The sequence below is a fragment of the Candidatus Zixiibacteriota bacterium genome (genome assembly GCA_026397505.1).
Taxonomy (GTDB): Bacteria; Zixibacteria; MSB-5A5; order GN15; family PGXB01; genus JAPLUR01.
Genome location: JAPLUR010000043.1, coordinates 1 through 18957 on the forward strand (window position 1 = coordinate 1; position 18957 = coordinate 18957).

General features: G+C 50.8%; 18 protein-coding genes. 3 read left to right on the forward strand and 15 right to left on the reverse strand.

Annotated elements, in window-relative coordinates:
• From NT002_02645 to amrB, 15 genes are all read right to left on the reverse strand, one after another.
• The coding region (locus tag NT002_02645; protein ID MCX6828168.1) for a DUF92 domain-containing protein at positions 1-190 on the reverse strand (190 nt) is incomplete at its 3' end.
• Positions 191-303: 113 nt separating this feature from the next.
• A complete protein-coding gene (locus NT002_02650; GenBank protein MCX6828169.1) occupies positions 304-930 on the reverse strand; it encodes a superoxide dismutase in 627 nt (208 codons plus the stop codon).
• A gap of 19 nt (positions 931-949) precedes the next feature.
• Positions 950-1513, reverse strand: a complete 564-nt coding sequence (locus NT002_02655) for a redoxin domain-containing protein (GenBank protein ID MCX6828170.1) — start codon at positions 1511-1513, stop codon at positions 950-952.
• A 232-nt stretch (positions 1514-1745) separates the two neighbouring features.
• Positions 1746-3731, reverse strand: a complete 1986-nt coding sequence (locus NT002_02660; protein ID MCX6828171.1) for a hypothetical protein — start codon at positions 3729-3731, stop codon at positions 1746-1748.
• On the reverse strand, positions 3715-4245 hold the full coding sequence (locus tag NT002_02665; protein MCX6828172.1) for a hypothetical protein: 531 nt from the start codon (positions 4243-4245) through the stop codon (positions 3715-3717). Before NT002_02665 ends, NT002_02660 begins: the two co-directional genes overlap by 17 nt.
• A gap of 8 nt (positions 4246-4253) precedes the next feature.
• The gene (locus NT002_02670; protein ID MCX6828173.1) at positions 4254-6137 is read right to left on the reverse strand and encodes a hypothetical protein; all 1884 of its coding nucleotides are present in this window, start codon (positions 6135-6137) and stop codon (positions 4254-4256) included.
• A gap of 2 nt (positions 6138-6139) precedes the next feature.
• Positions 6140-6973: a PHP domain-containing protein gene (locus tag NT002_02675; GenBank protein MCX6828174.1), complete on the reverse strand. Its 834-nt coding sequence runs from the start codon at positions 6971-6973 to the stop codon at positions 6140-6142.
• Positions 6974-8500 carry a glutamate formimidoyltransferase gene (ftcD, locus tag NT002_02680; protein MCX6828175.1) on the reverse strand — a complete coding sequence of 509 codons (1527 nt, stop codon included), beginning with the start codon at positions 8498-8500 and terminating at the stop codon, positions 6974-6976.
• An 18-nt stretch (positions 8501-8518) separates the two neighbouring features.
• The gene (locus NT002_02685; GenBank protein ID MCX6828176.1) at positions 8519-9472 is read right to left on the reverse strand and encodes a hypothetical protein; all 954 of its coding nucleotides are present in this window, start codon (positions 9470-9472) and stop codon (positions 8519-8521) included.
• Between the two features lie 7 nt (positions 9473-9479).
• Positions 9480-10301: a DUF3108 domain-containing protein gene (locus NT002_02690; protein ID MCX6828177.1), complete on the reverse strand. Its 822-nt coding sequence runs from the start codon at positions 10299-10301 to the stop codon at positions 9480-9482.
• A 2-nt stretch (positions 10302-10303) separates the two neighbouring features.
• Positions 10304-10801, reverse strand: a complete 498-nt coding sequence (locus NT002_02695) for a low molecular weight protein arginine phosphatase (GenBank protein ID MCX6828178.1) — start codon at positions 10799-10801, stop codon at positions 10304-10306.
• A complete protein-coding gene (locus tag NT002_02700) occupies positions 10801-11439 on the reverse strand; it encodes an L-threonylcarbamoyladenylate synthase (GenBank protein MCX6828179.1) in 639 nt (212 codons plus the stop codon). The genes NT002_02695 and NT002_02700 overlap by 1 nt, the downstream gene beginning before the upstream one ends.
• The gene (locus NT002_02705) at positions 11411-12043 is read right to left on the reverse strand and encodes an SPOR domain-containing protein (protein ID MCX6828180.1); all 633 of its coding nucleotides are present in this window, start codon (positions 12041-12043) and stop codon (positions 11411-11413) included. The genes NT002_02700 and NT002_02705 overlap by 29 nt, the downstream gene beginning before the upstream one ends.
• Positions 12018-13097: a sugar phosphate nucleotidyltransferase gene (locus tag NT002_02710; protein ID MCX6828181.1), complete on the reverse strand. Its 1080-nt coding sequence runs from the start codon at positions 13095-13097 to the stop codon at positions 12018-12020. The genes NT002_02705 and NT002_02710 overlap by 26 nt, the downstream gene beginning before the upstream one ends.
• Before the next feature lie 70 nt (positions 13098-13167).
• Entirely contained in the window at positions 13168-14673 is a 1506-nt protein-coding gene (amrB, locus tag NT002_02715; protein ID MCX6828182.1) for an AmmeMemoRadiSam system protein B, read from the reverse strand.
• A gap of 105 nt (positions 14674-14778) precedes the next feature.
• Between amrB and NT002_02720 the strand changes: the two genes are divergently transcribed.
• The 3 genes from NT002_02720 to NT002_02730 are packed head-to-tail and all read left to right on the forward strand — an operon-like array spanning position 14779 to position 18953.
• Complete coding sequence (locus NT002_02720) at positions 14779-15687, forward strand: DUF362 domain-containing protein (protein MCX6828183.1); 909 nt, start codon at positions 14779-14781, stop codon at positions 15685-15687.
• A complete protein-coding gene (gene amrS / locus NT002_02725) occupies positions 15687-16826 on the forward strand; it encodes an AmmeMemoRadiSam system radical SAM enzyme (GenBank protein MCX6828184.1) in 1140 nt (379 codons plus the stop codon). The genes NT002_02720 and amrS overlap by 1 nt, the downstream gene beginning before the upstream one ends.
• A complete protein-coding gene (locus NT002_02730; GenBank protein ID MCX6828185.1) occupies positions 16827-18953 on the forward strand; it encodes a hypothetical protein in 2127 nt (708 codons plus the stop codon). It abuts the gene before it with no gap.
• The last annotated feature ends 4 nt before the right edge of the window (positions 18954-18957 follow it).

The following is an 18957-nucleotide window of genomic DNA, read 5'->3' on the forward strand; positions in this document are numbered from 1 at the left end:
AGATTAAGGGAACGGCGAAAAGTATTCCGCCGAATCCAAAGACAATCGTGCCGACCAGAACAGTTCCTACGGCGCCGCTTCCGGAAAGTGCCTTCAATCTGAAGGCAAAAAAGGCGATAATAAGCGAGAGTATGCCGCCGATAACCAGATCCTTACAGATCATATGATTCGACAGCAGATTAAAATCCATAATTCAAATATAGAGCAATTTCTCCGGGCGCATCAAATAAAAAGGGAACCGCGACGCAAAAGGCCGCAATTCCCTTTCCTAAACAGGGCTGAATACTTTGTTAATTCCGAGCGTTATTTGACAAATTTTTTGTACCGCTCGTTAATCCGTCCCCAGTGCAGGTGGGCCAGGAAATTGTCGATATATTTAGCCCGCGCCGCGCCGTCCTTATGGTAATAAGCATGCTCAAAAACATCGAGCGTTATCAGCGGAATGCCGCCCCAGATAGCGCCGTAGTGATGTTCATCGACCAGCACATTCATCAGTCGCCCGCTGAAAAGCTGGTCAAAGACCAGCACCCCCCAGCCGGAGAGCTTGGCCGAAATCGCCGTGGCCTTGAGATCGGCTTTCCAGTTATCCAGGCTGCCAAACTCTTTCTCGATCGCCGCCACGACTTCTTTCCCTTTCGAGGGATCGCCGTCGCCGCCGAGCACCTCCCAATAAACGTCATGAAGAAGCGCCCCGCCATGGTTCCAGGTCAGCCGGCGTTTCAATTCACCGTAATCGGAGTAATTGCCGTTGGCCGCCGAGCGGTCGGCTTTTTCCAGACCCGCTTCAATTTTGTTTAAAGCGGTCACATAACCCTTCTGATGAGTATTGTAGTGCCAGTCGGTCGTTTCCGGTGACATGACTTCCTTAAGAAGGCTCTTGGCTTCTTCGTCCGAATAGGGACGTGCCTTGAATTTCCATTCGTATGACATGATAAACTCCTCTATTTGATTAAATTTTGCCGACCAGGTCTAACCCCGGTCTGAGTGTCTTTTTCCCCGGCTCCCAACTGGCCGGACAAACTTCACCATCGCTTTCGCGGACAAATTTGCTTGCCTGCAATTTGCGGAAAATCTCGCGGGCGCTGCGGCCGATACTGTTGTCATGCACTTCCATTGCCTTAAGAACGCCATCGGGATCGATAATAAATGTACCCCGAAGCGACATCCCGGCATCCTCCATATAGGTTCCGAATTGGCGGCAGACTTTCCCCGTTGGATCCGCCAGCATCGGATATTTGATTTTACTTATTGAAGGCGAGCCATCGTGCCAGGCCTTATGAACGAAGACCGTATCGGTACTGATACTGAGAATCTCCGCGCCCTCTTTCCTGAAAGCATCATAATGCTCGGCTGCTTCCTCCAATTCGGTCGGACAAATAAAAGTGAAATCGGCCGGGTAGAAAAGCATAACCACCCACTTACCCCGATAATCAGACAGCCTGATTTTCACTGTCTGCTCATTGTGAAAAGCCTCCAGTTCGAAATCCGCAACCTTCTCGCCGACTTTTACCATTTCTTCCTCCATATTCATAATAAATTCTTCTTCAAGTTCCAAAACAACTTTTCAGTTGCTCTCCCGCCGATTCCATCCTTTAAGTAGACCTAAAAAGTCATTATTTTCAAATAATACTTTCAATACAATGAAAAACGGCAATTGTTCCCCTAAAGTGAGAAAACTTGTGCGACCGGCCAAAAGCGTCCATGATGATTGGAGGGTATTGCCTCAGGGCAAAAACGAAGCCGGCTCAGTCGCTGAAATCCCAGGTGAAGCCGTAAGAGTTGAATCGACCTTCGATGGTGTAATTCTCCCGCGATGCATATTCTATCGAGGGGATATCCTGAAAAATATAATAGAACCGAAATCTCTTGATCTGGAAGGAAAGCTTCAGATTGACCACCGGCTTTTCACCCAGCCTGGTTCCATTGAAGCCGTAATATGGCCCGGAATAAACAGCCTCGATGTAGCTGTATAGATTTATATCCAGAGGCCGCAAGTAATAGTAGAGCTCCAGGCATGAAAAACCCTGATAATCGGGCGAGTACGGCGGCGTGGAGTTTTTATCGACTTCTACATATCGATAAGAGGCTCCTCCCGACCAGAAAACATTCTTGCCCAACGTTATCCTCTGGACCGCGGAAATATTCCCAAAAACTATATCTTCATTCCCGGTCCTGAAAGAATTGAGGACAAAACCGCCCGAATCAAGCCGGCTTCTCTGCCAGTCGATACCATCGAATATCTTCCCGCCGGCAAGTGACAGAGTGAAGTCGGAATTGACCTTTCCCAGGCTCAATGTAAGATTACCGCAAAGCTGTTTCTCCGGATTAAGAGAAAAATTTCCCAATTCGAAATAATCGAGGCTGTCCGAATCAACGATCCTATCCATTCGCGGCGTAAGGTCGAGCTCATACTGGCGGGGAAATTTGGTGCTGTAACCCACTGAAATCGCAAAATATCGATCCGGAAGATTTCTGGCATAAATCAGCGCGCCGGTCGGGGTGATATTGAAACCACCCACCCTTTCCAATTTCATGTATGAAAGAAAGGTCCGACTGCTGTCACCGGCCAGAAATTTCATATCAAACAGCCCGCGGTGACGTTTATTATGAATCGCACCGTCATAGTACCGCTCCTGCGATATGGCGATTCCCGTTTTAATCCCCAACCCAGCAACTCTGATATCATGGGAAAGGGCCAGCCGGTTATCGAAAACATCCAGATTGCGTTTATATTGCCCCCCGATGCGATCCTCATTTGATTCCGAACGCTGATGACGAAATTCGATACTGCTTTTCTCTCCGGCTGAATGGGATATCTCCAACCCGGCCGACAGATCGCGGTCACGACGAAATCTGTTCAGCCCCATTCCCCCGGCATAAGGACGGATAACATATCCCCCTGACCGGCGATACAGCCGACCCGTCAGATTCAAACGGATATTTTTCTTTAATGGATAGATCAATTCTCCCCACTGGTGATAGGCATCATCACTGGCGTACGAAATATCATCCGCCGCTTTACGATACTCGAGGGACGCTTTTAGCGATCGTCCCTTTTTCAGATACTGACTGATAACCGCTCTGGTGTTGGCGTAACCAAAGGCGCCCTTTTCCACGATCAGACGCGACTCCGGCGGTCCGGAATCGGCCCGGGGAGGAACCATAATCAACGATGAAAGTGCATTATCCCCGCCGAAAGCCAGTCCCAACGGGCCTTCAAACGCATAGATCTCATTTCCCGGAGCGGAGGGAATATCATTAAAGTCGATTTGATTGTCCGGTTCCGGCAGGTGCTCCAGAGGCTTCAGCGCCCGGGAGCCCAGTATAGCATTTATCCTGTTTCCCGGAAGACCGAATGGCGAAACGGTCTTACGTAAAGGAGTCTGCCGGTCTTCAATAATGAAGTGGGCGGGACTGCTCCGAAAAAAATCTCCGGCATCATGCTTAAAAGATCGTTCCGTCTGCTGTCGGAGATTAAAACGCCCAATCAGAAAGCGGGCCGCCAGGCTGTCATCGAGACCATAGAAACGCTTCTCATAATCGGCGGTATCGATAGATTCCGCAGAAAGCAAAGTATCCCCGATATTCGCCGAATCCACGGCGGGAGCCGCATGATTCAAGCTATCACTCTGGACACCCTCAGGAAAATCCCCTTCCTGTGCGGCGGCCGAGGGCAGAAGCAGCGCCGTGATAACCAGGCATCCTGCGAGTATCCTAAGAAGCTCTGTCATAAGCAGACTTTTTCTCTTTCTCATACAAAAAGACCAGCGCCGGATAAAACAACGGGAATATAATACAATTCGAAACAATGGTTATCAATGAAAATACCAATCCTCCGATCAAACGGGGCCAGAATGGCTGATACAGCCAGGCATCGACAATATCGACCACAACATGGTAAAGCAAACCGGTCAACAGTCCCGAGAAAATCATGATCGCCCCGATTTTGGCATTCATTTTTTGAGGACGGAATAATTTTGCGGCCACGGCACCTATCAATGCCGAGAAAGATATCCCCAGCAGTTGGGAAATCAGAAGCGGGATTGGCGCCGGCCCGAGCGGATTGAAATTGGACCAGAGAAAAAATCCGACGATTCCGACACCGACTCCGGCACCGGGGCCCCAGAGAAAGCCGGATATAAAAACGATGAAAAAAGCCGGATTGATATTATAGAGGAAAACCGAAGCATAGGAAAAAATAAAAACCAGAGCCGCAAAAACTGCGACTCTGGTTATCACTTTCATATGTCCGCTCATTTTATAATGGCCAGTTTATACTTTCTTGTAACTTCGGGCGTACCATCGGAGAAATGGAGACGGCAGAAAGCAAGATAGACTCCTGGAGCTACTTTTTCACCCCTCCCGTTGTCGAGCTTCCATTCTGCCAGAAGGTATTCATATCCTTCATTTGCGGTCAGTTCCTTCACTTTTTCTCCAGCGATATCAAAGATAGTAATATTGAAGATAGCTTGCTGAGTCGGCAGAACCGGCCGCTGCACGCGAAAAGTAATAAAATCTTCCGAAGAATTCACTTTCATCGGGTTGGGGAATGGGGGTAGAAGTTGATATTTCGATGTATCGGCGGCGGCGCTGTCGAATATTATATAGGTGTAATGCTTTGAACCCGGATAAGCATCCTGATGAATTGAAGTGACTGTCGGAATAACATACATTCTATTCCAATTGCCATAGACCGAACTCGGTATGGTATCGAAGAGTCCGCCGGCGACCTGAGCACGTTTCTGGACAACCGCCACCTGCCCGGGATTAATCGGAAAGCCGACAAAGGAAAGATTCCAGTATTTATCCGCAGAGTTATCGCCGGCAAAACGGAAAACCATTGTATCAGGAATCAGAGATATGGCCCTTAATTCAAGGTAATTAGACGCAACATTCTGGGGGACGTGCGCTTGCCAGGTCGAATCAGCGCGCGGCGAACCATATATCATCGTGTCCGGATAATGATCGCGAATAAAGAAGGCCGAATCCGGTATCACCGGATAATTGGAAGCCTCCGAGTATTTATATCCGGCCGGCGCCCGCGAAGCGCGGGAACCGGTAAAAAGGTTCCAGATGGAAAATTCCTGCATGGCATCCCGCAAACGATAGCTGTTGCCTGATATGTCGTAAATGGCATCGTCCGCCGCCCGCAGAAACTGCGGCCCGACACCGTAATCGCGGCACTTCTGCCAGATATTTTTGACTATTACCGTGTCCCACTTTTCGGTCAGAAATATGGGAAAAACGGCCGCACCATACGGGTGCAACTGCAACGGATAAGACATTGTGAAATCCTGCAACGACACCCAGGGATAATCGAAAAAGACGGGGAGATAATCATAGTAGTCATTAATTCCGTCATAGGCCATCTCTTCCATCCAGGTGGCAGACATCTCCCACCAATAGAGTCGCGGTTCCAGAGTGGTGCCATCATACTCGGTATAATCCATACCGAAATGAACGGCGTGAAAATATTCATGGGCCACGGTAACCCGCACGGCATCGAGAGGGCGATTGCTGTACGGGAAAAAATTATAATCATTGTCTATTTCCATAAAAGAGGTCGCCCGCTGATTATCGACCCCCTCGTCTCCCTGAGTCTGTCCATAGTACTTGGTGCCGAGATCCCTGATATAGATATCGTAGAGCGAATCGCCGCCTGAGGGATACCCATTATCTTTCGGGGGCGCCGGGTAGCCGAGATGGGTTATCTCAAACCACCAAACGGAATCGGCAATATCGGCCACTTTATTTATGAAATCGGGGACCCCGTCTCCCCCGCCGATCGTATCAATGCCGGGCTGGTAGACATTGGTGTGGTCATAGTGAATCAGAAAATGAGAGGCCGGTGACGCCAGGGAATCGGGTAATATCGGCCGAGCGACGGCCTGTGCCGCGGCAATCTTATTCTGCCCGGTAAAATTCTCGCGATTGATGAAGAGCTGAAAGCCGATTGTCGTGCCGCAATGAGGCAGAGCGCCGACGCTGTCCATCGAAGCGGGATGAGGCCCAACACCGCGCACGAAATTCAATTGATCGATCAAATCCTGCTGATATTGCTCCGAAAGAGCGGCCCCATATGATGCTCCCGTGAGCAGAAGCAGAAAAACTACCAAAAGGAATATTCTCTTTTCCAAATTTAACCTCTATTAATTAAAGCAAGCTTTGTTTTCAACGCCTCAAGTAATGCCACCGGGACATCCTGATAGCCGATCGCACCCTGAGTCCCCTCGCGACCATGATAATCCGAGCCGCCGACAGCCAGAAGGCCCTTCGACTCGGCCATCTTCATATATGTCTTGCACTGGCTCCGGTTATGCTGGGGATGGTACACTTCGATACCATCAAGACCCAGCGTCAGAAGTTCATCGATATGGCGGGCAGCATTGTTGACACCCGGATGGGCCAGAAATGCCAGACCGCCCGATCTGTGAATCAAATCAATCGCTTCACCGGGTGCCAGGTTTTGCTTGGCCACATATGCCGGCCCTTTATTCCCGATAAATTTCAGAAAAGCCGATTCATAACTCCTGACCGCGCCGATCTTCAGCATGGCATCGGCAATATGCGGGCGACCGATTGCAGATCGTCCGGCAAATTCCATCACCGTCTCATAGGGAATATCGATCCTCATTTCTTTCAGCTTGGCCAGCATCTTTTTCCCCCGGTGGTCCCTTCTCAGTCGGAACTCCTCAAGGGCATTTTTCAGTACATCGGATTCGGGGTCAAAACCGTAACCCAGTATATGAAGATCCTCATTATCTCCTCCGGCCGATAATTCCACGCCGGCAATTAGCTCGGGATCGCCGTCCGTCAGGAGCTTCCGCATCTCGAAAAAGCCGCTCAGATTATCATGGTCACAAATGGCAAACGCCTCAAGCTTTTCCTGACGAACCATTTCGAGCACTTCTTTGGGTGAGGCCAGCCCGTCGGAAAAAAAAGTATGAATATGAAGGTCAATCCGGTTGGGCATCTATAATTTGCTTTCCACAATTTTCTTTATCTCATCCGCCAAAACACCGCTTTTGGCCTGAAGTTCGGTAATTTCACGCCGAATCTTCGTTCCAAATCCCTCTTCTTCCAGAGAACCAATGTTGATTTTTACATTATAAACGGCGCCTTCGAGGGCGGCCTTGGCCATCAGAGCCGCCACCCCGGCGTCGGAAATCGAATTGACATTCCCCTTCTCCGCTATATCTCTGGTCAATTCCATGACCGCCAGCGCCATCCCGGCGGTTTGCAACGGTACCAGCGCAGCCTCCTTTGTGGCCGCAATTATCTCTTGATCCCGCTTCCTGATTTCCTCTTCCGTATCCTTGGGCAGTCTACGAGCGGCCATCACTTTGTCGAATGCCTCACCATCTTTTTTGATCATCTCTGTCAGTTCAGCCCGCAACGCTTCCGATTTATCTCTGATTATGGTCAAATCCTTTTCCACCTCGGCATATTTCTTCTTACCAATGGTAAGACGGCAAACCATCGAATCAAGTGCAGCGGCCAGAGCGCCCGCCGAGGCAGCCACCGAGCCGCCGCCGGGTGTGGGAGTTTTCGATGCCACTTCATCATAGAACTTGGATGTTGAGGTCTGCCCGCCGACTCCCGAACGACGCATTTTTTCCTCAAGAACCTGATTGGGTGTAAAATTCTCCAGACGCAGATAGAAATCGGCCACATCAAGCAGCGCTTGCTGCGGCACCAGGCCGACGATTTCCGAGGAGAGCACATTAACACCATATCGGGCCGCTTCCGATTTGATGGTCTCAAAAATCCGGAAAATCGGCGTCTGAGGGTAATTCACCAGATTCATCGAAACCTGAGCAAGATTTCGTTCCTTTATGGAAAAACCCATGGCCTTGACGAACCGATACCCCCCCTTGGCGAAGCGAACGGCATTGGCAATCTTCCGGGCGATAGAAACCTTGTCGGTATCCAGATAAACATTGAAGGCAACCAGCGGAAACCTGACCCCGATGGCTGTCGCCCCGGCCGCAAGATTCATTTTGGCCGGGCCATAATCGGGTTTACGATCGGGATTGGTCTCAATTTCATCCCTGATCCCTTCATATTCTCCCTTACGAACCTCAGCCAGGTTCTGGCGGTCGGGACGGGTTGCCGCCGATTCATAAAGATAAACCGGAATCTGAAGTTCCTCGCCCACCCTCTTGCCGAGTTGGTGCGCCAGTTCAATGGTCTCTGCCTCGGTAAAATCGGAAATGGGAATAAACGGACAAACATCGGTGGCCCCCATGCGAGGATGCTCACCATGATGAGTCCGCATATCAATAAGCTCCGCCGCTTTCTTTATCCCCCGAAAACAGGCCTCCACCGCGTCCTCCGGAGGACAGACAAAGGTCACGACCGCACGGTTGTGGTCGGCATCCATCTCCCTGTCCAGCAATACCACCGTCGGCACCGAAGTTATCTCGTTTATAATTTGGTCTAAAACCTCTTTCCTTCTTCCCTCCGAGAAGTTGGGAACACACTCAACCAGTCTTATCATCTAAACTACTCCGCTTACTTATTTAATCTTGGTGACATATGCTTTCAATCCCCAGGCCAGCAGGGGAATCATTATTTCGTGATGTCCGATAAAATTGTACCCCGCACCGCCATGGGCCGTGGGACGGGTGACGACATTCATCATGGGGCGATAGTGCGCAATCATATCAAAATTGGCGGTGGTCAGATTGCTTTTCTGCTTTTTCAAATTGCGCGCCACGGTGAGCGCTTTCAGAAATATTTCCGGCAGCACGACCGCCGACCCGATATTGGCCACTACGCCGCCTCTGTCGGCGTCAATCATAAGATTGGCCAATATCTTGAAATCCCGATACGACGCCTCGGCGGTCGGCCCGGCCCGATAGACCGGATGCTGATTAACGATGTCGGTCCCGACCACAACATGCACCGTGGCCGGAACACTTAATTTATCCGCCGCAGCCAGCAGCGAGAAATCCCTGTACCGCGCCTTCTTTTTATTAATATATTGACCCGCCGCTTCTCCCAGACCTAGTGATTCTTTTTCAGCCAGCCGAACGACCTCGCCAAAGCGCCCGGCTGTTTCCTCGGCCATACCGAAAGTACCGTCCGCAAGCCCGGCCGCTACATCCTCGGAGGTCTGACCGGCAAAAGCCACCTCCAGATCATGAATCAAACCCGCCGAATTAAGAGAGAGCCCGGTCACAATATGATTCTTGACCAAATCAATAATGATCGGTGCCAGACCGACCTTGATGACATGCGCCCCCATGAGAAAATGAAACGGATAACCTTTGCACCTGGCTCTGGCGGCTCTTTCAAAAAATTCAAGCAACTCCGAGGCTTTTAGAAACCGGGGCAGGCTGGCAAAAAAAGCGGCCGCGGAACTGTCGCCAAAGGGATACCCAAAATGATCCACCCTGGCCTTACTTGCACGCCGACTCAGTGGAATTGTCTTCACCCGGCCTAAATCAACTTCCTTAAAACGACCCATATCTTCTCTAAAAGTCCAGAATTTCTCCCAGCTTGTATTCCGTCAGTTCCGCTGAGATGGAGCCGACCAGTACTTTCGATTTCATCAGAACCGGCAGCTTGAGGCGGTCGTCGGTCAGCCAGACCGTCAGTTTTCCCTCATGCTTGAAAATGCCGGAGGTAAGCAGCAGAGGTTCCACCACGATACAGTCGAATTTTCCCGCTTTCACCTTGATCGTTTCCTTCCGATGCACTTTCACCTCCATCGGGTATTTCTTGCCGTCGGTAAAATTATCGATAAATAGCGATTTCCCGACTTTGAGTTCCTGCGCGCGAACGAAGTACAACACCGAAAGAGCATCCTGCACAAAAGGGGCCACGTCAACGGTGTCTTTTCCAAAGAAAGCTTTATGCGCGGCCTGATCGAAAGTATATGATAATTCCGCACGGTAACTGCCTTCACTGAGTTTCTTTTCAAAACGCCAGGAATACAACCCCACGGCATCGACAATTGACGTGACTTTATCCTCTACCCGGTAAAACGAAGAAAAAAACTTGTTCGAATTGGCGGTGGAAATCGTCAGGTAGCAGGGGCGCCCGTTGTATTCAATCAGGTCGCCGACTTCCATTATCGCCGACCCGGCATTTATGAAACCGTAGCCGATATCGAAAGTGAGTTTTTCGCCCGGGCCGAAAGCAACATTTTCTATGTACCTATCAAGTCCCGGGTCATCGGGCGTCGCCGGTTTGGTGGATTGGGCCGAGGCCGGACTGAGTGCCAGATGCAATAAATATCCGGTTGCAATCACCGCCGACAAAAAGGCCGTTATCAGATAAATCTTCCTTTTCATAATCAGCTCTCTGATTCAGCCTTCCTGCAAGCGGCTTCAATTATCAAGGGCAGGATTCTCCCCAATTCCTCCCCGATCTCAATAAAAGTCTGGTTGTACATATCAAGCGAGCCGCCGATGGGATCGGCCACCCCTTCCCCTTCGCAGCCCGGTTCGGGATAATTCTTGAGGAGGAAGGTCCTCTCGCGCGCTTCGGGCGCCTGTCGAATAACTTCATAGCAATGCGACGATGTCATACAGATAATGAGATCGGCCGGCTCTATCAATTCCGGGATCAGCGGATGCGAGCGATGACGGCTGATATCGGCATCCCAGATACGGCAGGCTTCGATAGCATAGACTGTGGCCGGAAAGCCGGAAGCCGCCGCAGTACCGCAGGAAAAGACCTCTATGCCGGACACCTTCTGATTTTCCAATAACCGGCGCAACCCCCCTTCAGCCATCGGGGAGCGACAGGTGTTTCCCGTGCACACGAACATTACTCGGAATTTATCGCCCATCAGTTCCTTTCCAGCGATTTTGAGATTTCCTCGGCCGGTATGGCTCCGCTTCGAAGAATGCGGTATGCCTTGCCGGATGAGCAATCCACAACTGTTGAGACCGGCGATCTCAACGGGCCGGCATCAAGATATAGCGCAACCTCCCCGCCAAACAGAGCCGCGATTTCCAGCACCGTCTGCGGCTCCGCTTTTCCCGAAAGATTGGCGCTCGTGGCGCTCAAATTACCGTCAACCTGCTCCAGTATATTTTTAATTACCGGCGAAGAGGAGTACCGAATTCCCACTTTCCCTTCTACCACAACCGGCGGGCGCTCCGCCGAGCAGGCTTTCAGCACCAAGGTAAGCGGGCCCGGAAGAAAACAATCGGCCAGCTTCCGCGAGAAATCATTCTCCTCACCGATTATTCCAATTTCCTTTCGTGAGCGGACAAAGACCGCCGTCGGCACGGTCTTATCTCTCTTTTTCAAATCATACAACCGCGCCATGGCGCGAATATCATCAGTCCGTGCTATCAGACCGTACCTTGTCTCGGTCGGTGCTACCACCAGACATCCTTTTTTCAGTATTTCGGCCGTCAATATAATCAGGCTCCTGTCCGGATGAAGGGGATCAATTTCCCGGATATAAGGTGGAATCATCTGTCGGCTCTGTGCCGGGTTTGGCGCCGGCGGCGGAATCGGTCATCGGCGGCTCGGCCGCACCGGGTTCATCCAGCGTCTTTATATTTACATTTACTCTGACCACCCAGGCCGATTCATAACCGGCATCCCTGACGGTCGAAAGATATTTCTCGGCCTCATCCCGGCTCGAAAAATCCCCCACCCTGACTTTATAATATGGCACTTCGTAATCCATCCAAACCTTCTGATAGAATACTTCCCGGGCAATATTCAATTCCTTCGCGGCCGGGCCGTACAACTTGGACGTATAAAGCTGAATCCGATATGATTCATATGAGTCAGCCCTGATTCCAGACCGCGAGCCCGACCGATCAACCAATGCATATTCCCGCCCGAAAGTGGTGTCATCTCCTGCGAAAAGTGGATAGTGGGCTGGAATATTCAAAGTGTCGCCATCCAGACTGAGCGGATAAGGAAATGAGGCCGGCAGCGATTGGCGTGATATTTCCTTCTCGGCCGGCCGATGGAATGTCCCGCTGCAGCCGGAAAAGATCCCCAAAAGGAATGATGCCAGCAGTGCCGGGCCTGCCACCGTTCTATAGATATTTCTTGAGAGATTCATCTTTGCTGAATTCCGCGAGAACTCGCTTTACCTCATCGGCCTTTGTTTTATGCGCCACCAGAACAATATCATTGGTCTTGACAATTACCAGGTCGGATACGCCCAGGGCGACGATAATACCATCCGTCTCATTGTAAACAGTGGTCTCGTAAGAATCGGCGATATGAGCGTCTCCAACGACAACGTTGTTTTCCTGATCCCGTTCCTTGTAGCGCTCCAGAGCATTCCAGGAACCTACATCATCCCAGATCAGGTCGGCCTTTATGGTCAGCACGTTGGCCGCGTTTTCAAGCACGGCAAAATCGATCGAAATCGGCTCGCTCTTCTCATACAGCTCACTCCGGAGACTCGTCTCCGATGCCGAACCTATTCCGGCGGCATATTTGCTCAAAAGACTCCCCATCTCCGGCTGGCATTGGTGAATCGATTCGAGCACCGATTCCACCGACCAGATAAACATGCCGGAGTTCCATAGGTGCTGCCGCCCATAGTAGTACTGCTGCGCCACGGTCGGTTTCGGTTTTTCCGTAAAAGAATCAACCTGATAGACAGAAAGTCCATTTATTGCCTTGTACATTCCGGCCAGCTTGATATATCCATAGCTGGTCTCCGCCCTGGTCGGCTCAATACCGATCGTAATCAGGCAATCCTCTTGCGAGGCGATTTCGGCGCCGGCCCGAATTATATCAAGGAGCTTGGCCGCCGGCCGGATAATATGGTCCGCCGATAGAACGACCATAACTGCCTTCGGATCGAGCCGTTTCAGATGCTCGGCCGCCAGCCCAATGGCCAGACAGGTGTTTCTTCCCCTTGGCTCGGAAATCATATTCTCCGCTCCAAGGTCCGAAATCTCCTCCAGGATAGGTTGAACCATATTCTCTGAGGTGACCACATAGATTCTCTCTTTCGGTATCAAAGGGAGAATCCTGTCCAGGGTCTCCTGAAGCATCGTTTTATCGGAAATCAAACGCAGAAGCTGTTTGGGCCGGCCAGCCCGGGAAAGAGGCCAGAATCGCTCTCCTTTCCCTCCTGCGAGTATAACTCCATAAATCAACGGTCGTTCCTCCGCTTAAATATAAACAAATATATTAGCCTATAATCTCGGCAAAGTCAATATCCGCAGGCTACTCGCCAAAAATCACGGCTTGGAATCGATAAACAACGGCGTCAGGTGATTTGTAGGCCTGCCGGTCAAGTCCGGCCTTAACACAAGTCTGTTCCAAAAATTCGGTTACGCTCCAACCATATTCAACGGCTACCTGGGGAAGAAGCAAACCGCGCTGGGTTCCTATGAAGATCATCAATCCGTCCCGGCCGACTTTTATCTCATTGAAGGAGCCGATTTTTTCCATCGGAGTCAGCACCGAAATCTCAATATGCAGCCGATCTATCTCGTCGGCCCTGACCGGCGGGAAACGCGGATCCGAAACCGCCGCCTGCACCGCACAGATCGAGACTGTCTTATAAAGCGGCTCGGTGGCCGTGGTATGGCCGATACAGCCCCGAAGCATTCCATTCTCCTCAAGCGTTACAAAAGCGGCCCCGAACTTCTGAAGATTTTCCGGCACCTCAAATTCCGGGATTTTGTTGTCTTTGATATAACTCGTCAGAGATTCCCGGGCAATCTGCAGAAGTCTTTTCTTGCCCGGTTCATCGAGATTGAATTTGGCCGCCAGCTCTTTATCATTGGATGTAGTCATAGAATTTTTCACCGGTTTTTTATCTTTGATGTCCGACTCTTTATACAAAACCGCCGCGACATATCCCACCACGCTGCTCTTATCGCCGGTAACATCTCCTGAATCGCGATATTTCAGGATTTTGACCCGGTTGGCTCCTTTTGCCACAGCCGCCTTTATCACGGCGACAGCAGCTCCCCCGCCGCAAAGCTCAGTTTTCCCATTACGCAGATACTGCAGTAACCGGTCCGCATCAAGATTCAGCAGGCAATCCATTCCCAGCGAGTCCATCTTGCCGCCGGCCGAGGCCGGACGGTAATGCTGCCAGTCGGTCGAGGCAATCATTATCGTGCGGGCATCCGAAGGCATAAGTTCCAGGGCGTCGGTCATCAGCTTGACCGCATTATCATCGGGATTGCCCATTATCAGCGGAACTATTTTAAAATCCTTGAGAACCGTTTGAAGATACGGCAACTGCACCTCGAGGCAATGCTCACGAGAATACGCCGCCGCTATAGTATCAATCCCCCGGTCGTGTTTCAGAAGCACATTGCAGAGCGAATCGTCACAGGAGACGTTTCCCAATGGCGTTTTCCATACTACCCCCGGGCCGTAGACCGAAATCCCCTGAAATCCATATTGATGGCTCGGGCCGCATAAAATCACGCGGTTGATGGGGGAGTTTTCCAGCAGCTTATAAGCATAAGCCGCAACGTAGCCGGAATAGACAAGCCCCGCATGAGGAACAATCATGGCGATAATTTGACCGTCAATGGCCGGGATATCCTTGGCTGCGTTCAAGTGACCCGAAACCATAGCTTTTAATTCCGTCGGGTCCGATGGGTAGAATTTCCCCGCCACAGCCGGCTCCCTGATCGCCCCGTAGGATACGGCCGGACTGAGATTTATGAAGAGGGTCAGGATACTGATAAAAAACAGAAATTTTTTCATACTCATTTTCAATTTCAGAATACTATTCTTTATACACCCGGTCAAGGAAAAAAGTGTTGACAGTTTTGACCTAATTGATTGTATATGCTTTGTATGATTAGAGTTGTGATTGCAAAGGCTTCGGGCGGCGATTCCGGCAGGCATCTCAGCAAAGATGAATATCGGGGGCTTCTGGAGTCCGGGTTCAAAGCGCTGGCCGGTCTGAACGATATAAAATCATCGGTATCCAAATTCCTGCCGGGCGGGACAATCGGTCTCAAAGTCAGCTGCCTGGCCAGAAAATTCAACTCCACGCCGGTGCCGCTGGCCGATGCTCTCGTGGAACTATTGATCCAGACCGGCATCTCGGAAAATAAAATTATCATCTGGGAGCGCACCAATCAGGAACTGGAATCGGCCGGATATGCTCTCAACACCTCGGCCGCCGGACGAAAGTGCCTGGGAACCGATACCGACGGCTATGGATACAGCCGCGATTTTTATAGCTCCGGGCCGGTCAATTCACTGGTCAGCCGGATATTGACCGAAACTGTCGATCACAATATCAATCTCCCCGTTCTTAAAGATCATTCCATCGCCGGTCTGTCTTCCGGAATGAAAAATATGTATGGAGCCATCAACAACCCCAATAAATATCATGACACCAATTGCGACCCCTTTGTCGCCCATGTTTCCAACTTAGAACCGCTGAAGGCCAAAAACCGCCTCAGCATTATCGATGCCGTCCGGGTGCAGTATAACGGCGGACCGGGGTTCGACAGCCGCTACCTGGCCCGCTATAACGGCCTTATTCTCTCCGACAATCCGGTTGCCGCCGACCGGGTGGCTCTGGAAATTCTGGAGCATTGCCGTCAGCAGAACGCCCTCCCTTCTCTGGAAAAAGCCGGACGACCGGCCAAATTTCTCAAAACCGCCGAGTCGATCGGTTTGGGTACAGCCGACCTGAGTAAAATTGATTTGAAAGTTATAGTAAAGGATGCCGGCGGCGGCGAACGACCGGGAGAAATGTTCTGATGGAACGAAGATTCTTCCTGCGCTGCCTCGGATGCAGTTTTCTGGCGTCCGCCATGCTTCAAAGCGATTTTTTCCCGGAAATTCTGGGCGGATTGAAAAGTGCCGAAGCATACAGCCTCACCAAGAATCTCTCTTCGGTCGAGGCTCGTTACTACAAGAAATTGCCCGAAGGAGGCGTCGAATGCGGCATCTGCCCGCGCCATTGCCGGGTGACCGACCTGGAGCGGGGATACTGCGGCACTCGGGAAAATCGCGCCAACGTGTACCATACCCTTGTTTACGGCCTCGCCTGTTCGATGAATATCGACCCCATCGAAAAAAAACCGCTGTTTCACTTCTATCCCGGCACGACCGCCTTCTCACTGGCCACCGCGGGATGCAATGTCAACTGCAAATTTTGCCAGAATTGGGATATATCGCAATCGCGTCCGGAGCAGACCGATAATGTCGACCTGCCGCCAAAAGAGGTAATAGCTATCTGTCGGAATCAGAATCTGCCCACCATCGCCTATACTTATTCCGAGCCAACCATCTTTTATGAATATATGTATGATATCGCCGAACTGGGACGCAGTAATTCTATCCGTTCGGTTATGATCAGCAACGGATATATGGAAACAGAACCCCTCAAAAATCTTCTTCCCGTCCTCAATGCGGTCAAGGTTGACCTGAAATCAATTCGGGAGGATTACTACAAGAATATCGTTGGCGGCGAACTAAAACCGGTTCTGGATAGAATTATCCAGATAAAGAAATCGGGCACCTGGCTGGAACTGGTTTATCTGATTGTACCTACTTTGAATGACACACCCGAGGAGTTTCGGGAATTGGCCGGCTGGGTAAAAACTAATCTGGGAACCGACACCCCGCTTCATTTCTCCCGTTTCTATCCCCAGTATCTGCTGAAAAATCTCCCGCCGACACCGCAGAAAACGCTGGAAACCGCTTATCAAATCTGCCGCGAAACCGGATTGGAATATGTTTATCTCGGCAACCTCCCCGGCCATCCGGCCGAATCGACCTACTGTCCCCAGTGCGGCAAGATTCTGATAGAGCGAAAAGGTTACAGGATATATCAAAATAATATTAAGGGGAACCGGTGCTATAATTGCCAGAGGAACATACCGGGACTATTCTAAATGAATCGTAAGGCATTTTTACTTGGATTCTATTCGATCGGGGGACAGGTACTGCTTCTGCGGGAACTGGTCTCATCGTTGCACGGTGATGAATTATTCCTCGGCACCGCCCTCTTCGGCTGGTTACTCTCGGTTGCATCGGGGGCCTATCTGGCGGGGAAATCGCGCCTATCGGTCAAAACCGGTGTCCTCTTTGTCGCCGGCGCCATAGCCCTGCCGGTGATGCTTGTTATCGTGCGTCTTTCGACCCTCATGACCGGTCATCTCATCGGCGAGATAACTCCCTTCAGCACCGCTGCGGCTATTTCCATTTTTTTCATGTCTCCGGTCGGCCTTATTTCCGGCGCCTTGTTTTCGGCTATTACCAGAGAGGGGTACCGCCCGGCGCTTTCCATAGTACAGGTCTATCTCTGGGAGGGGATCGGTGCTTTTGTCGGCGGCGGACTCTTCACGCTCTTGGTCGGCTCATACCTTTCAACTCTGGCCATGGCTCTGGTCTTGAGCTTGGTGGTTATCCTCATCCTCTTTTCTGATCTTTCGCATAAAAGGACGGTCATGCCGGTCATTGTCGCCATGGCCCTTGTAGCCCTGATAAAATCCTATACTCCTTATCTGGATCGATATATTGATAATTTCAAATACCGACCATACCAGGTCGAGTCATCGCTTGATACCCATTATGGACATCAGGTAATACTCTCGAAAGACAGTACACTGACATTGGTGACCGATAACAGTATCGAAGCCGCCTATCCGGATCTGCTGACAGCGGAGAATCTCCTTCTGCCGCCATTGGCTTACCGCCCCGATATAAAGAATATTCTCCATATCGGTCGCATTGAATTCGGTATCATGCAACTGGCCGATAGCCTCCCGGAAATCAAAATCACCGCCATAGACGCCCGCGGGTCGCTGACTGATGCTGTGGAAAAAATAATGTCAAAGGCCGGGCAATCTGTCCAGATCAATGATGACCCACTGGCCTACTTCACTCTGGCCTCGCCTCTAATCAAGTATGACCTGATAATCATGAACATCGGCGAGCCGGATAGTTATCGAAGCAGCCGCTATCTTACGGCGCGGTTTCTTAATGCTGCCCGGCGATTCCTTGCCCCCGGAGGTATTATTTTCTTCCCCTCGCACTATGATACCGATCGGAATATTTCGCAGGAGAAGGGAAAACTTCTTTCCATTATTTATAATACTCTTAAATCCTCATTCACTCACGTTGCCTCCTGGCCGGGCGATTTGACCCTGTTTTTTGCTTCGGACAGCGCCCTCTTTGAGGTTCCGGTCGATACCATTCTTCAGCGCTTCAGCGCTCTTGGCTATGCCCCGCGATTCCTGAATCAGGATTATCTCCCCGATCGTTTTGAATCGCTCAAAGTATCGCGGCTCCATGATGCCCTTAATTCTTCATCGCAAGTAAATTCTCAAGAAAAACCGGTGCTGGTTTACAATCAGGCGATATATCGTTCCAAAATCGACAACCTTGATAAGACTATCATTCCTGCCCTTTACCGGCAGCCATGGACACTTGCTGTCCCGTTAATGATAATCGTCTTCTTCCTGACTCTGATTTTCCGAAAGCGCCGCCGGAGGGAATTCGGGCTCTTTTTGTACTTTGCGGCCGGACTTGCATCGCTTTCGCTGGAATTGATCTCCTTCTATGTTTTTCAGTCCTCCGCCGGTTCTTTATACTCTCAGATAGGGGCGCTGATTGGCGCCTTCATGCTCGGTCTGGCTCTGGGGACTTATTTCTCGGTCCGGGCCAATAAAGAACACCTGGAGTTCCCCGCCCTGATTCTCTTCATTGCCGCGGTATTATTCTTTTCTTCCACTTACCGGAGTGTTCCGCCGCGGGCGCTATTATTATATCATCTTCTCTTTCTCTTTACGGTGGCTGTGATCACCGGCTCTCTCTTCGTTGCCGCCACGGCCCGTTATTATTTTGGACGTTCCGAAAGCAATCGGGGCACCGGCTATGCCCTGGAATTGGTCGGCTCCGCTCTCGGCGCCCTTCTTCCCATAACCATTTTTCTCCCCTTTCTGGGAATACCGTGGCTTCTGGCCGCCATCCTGATTTTTTTGGCCCTCTCTCTGGTCGGTGCCACTATCACCAGATGATATT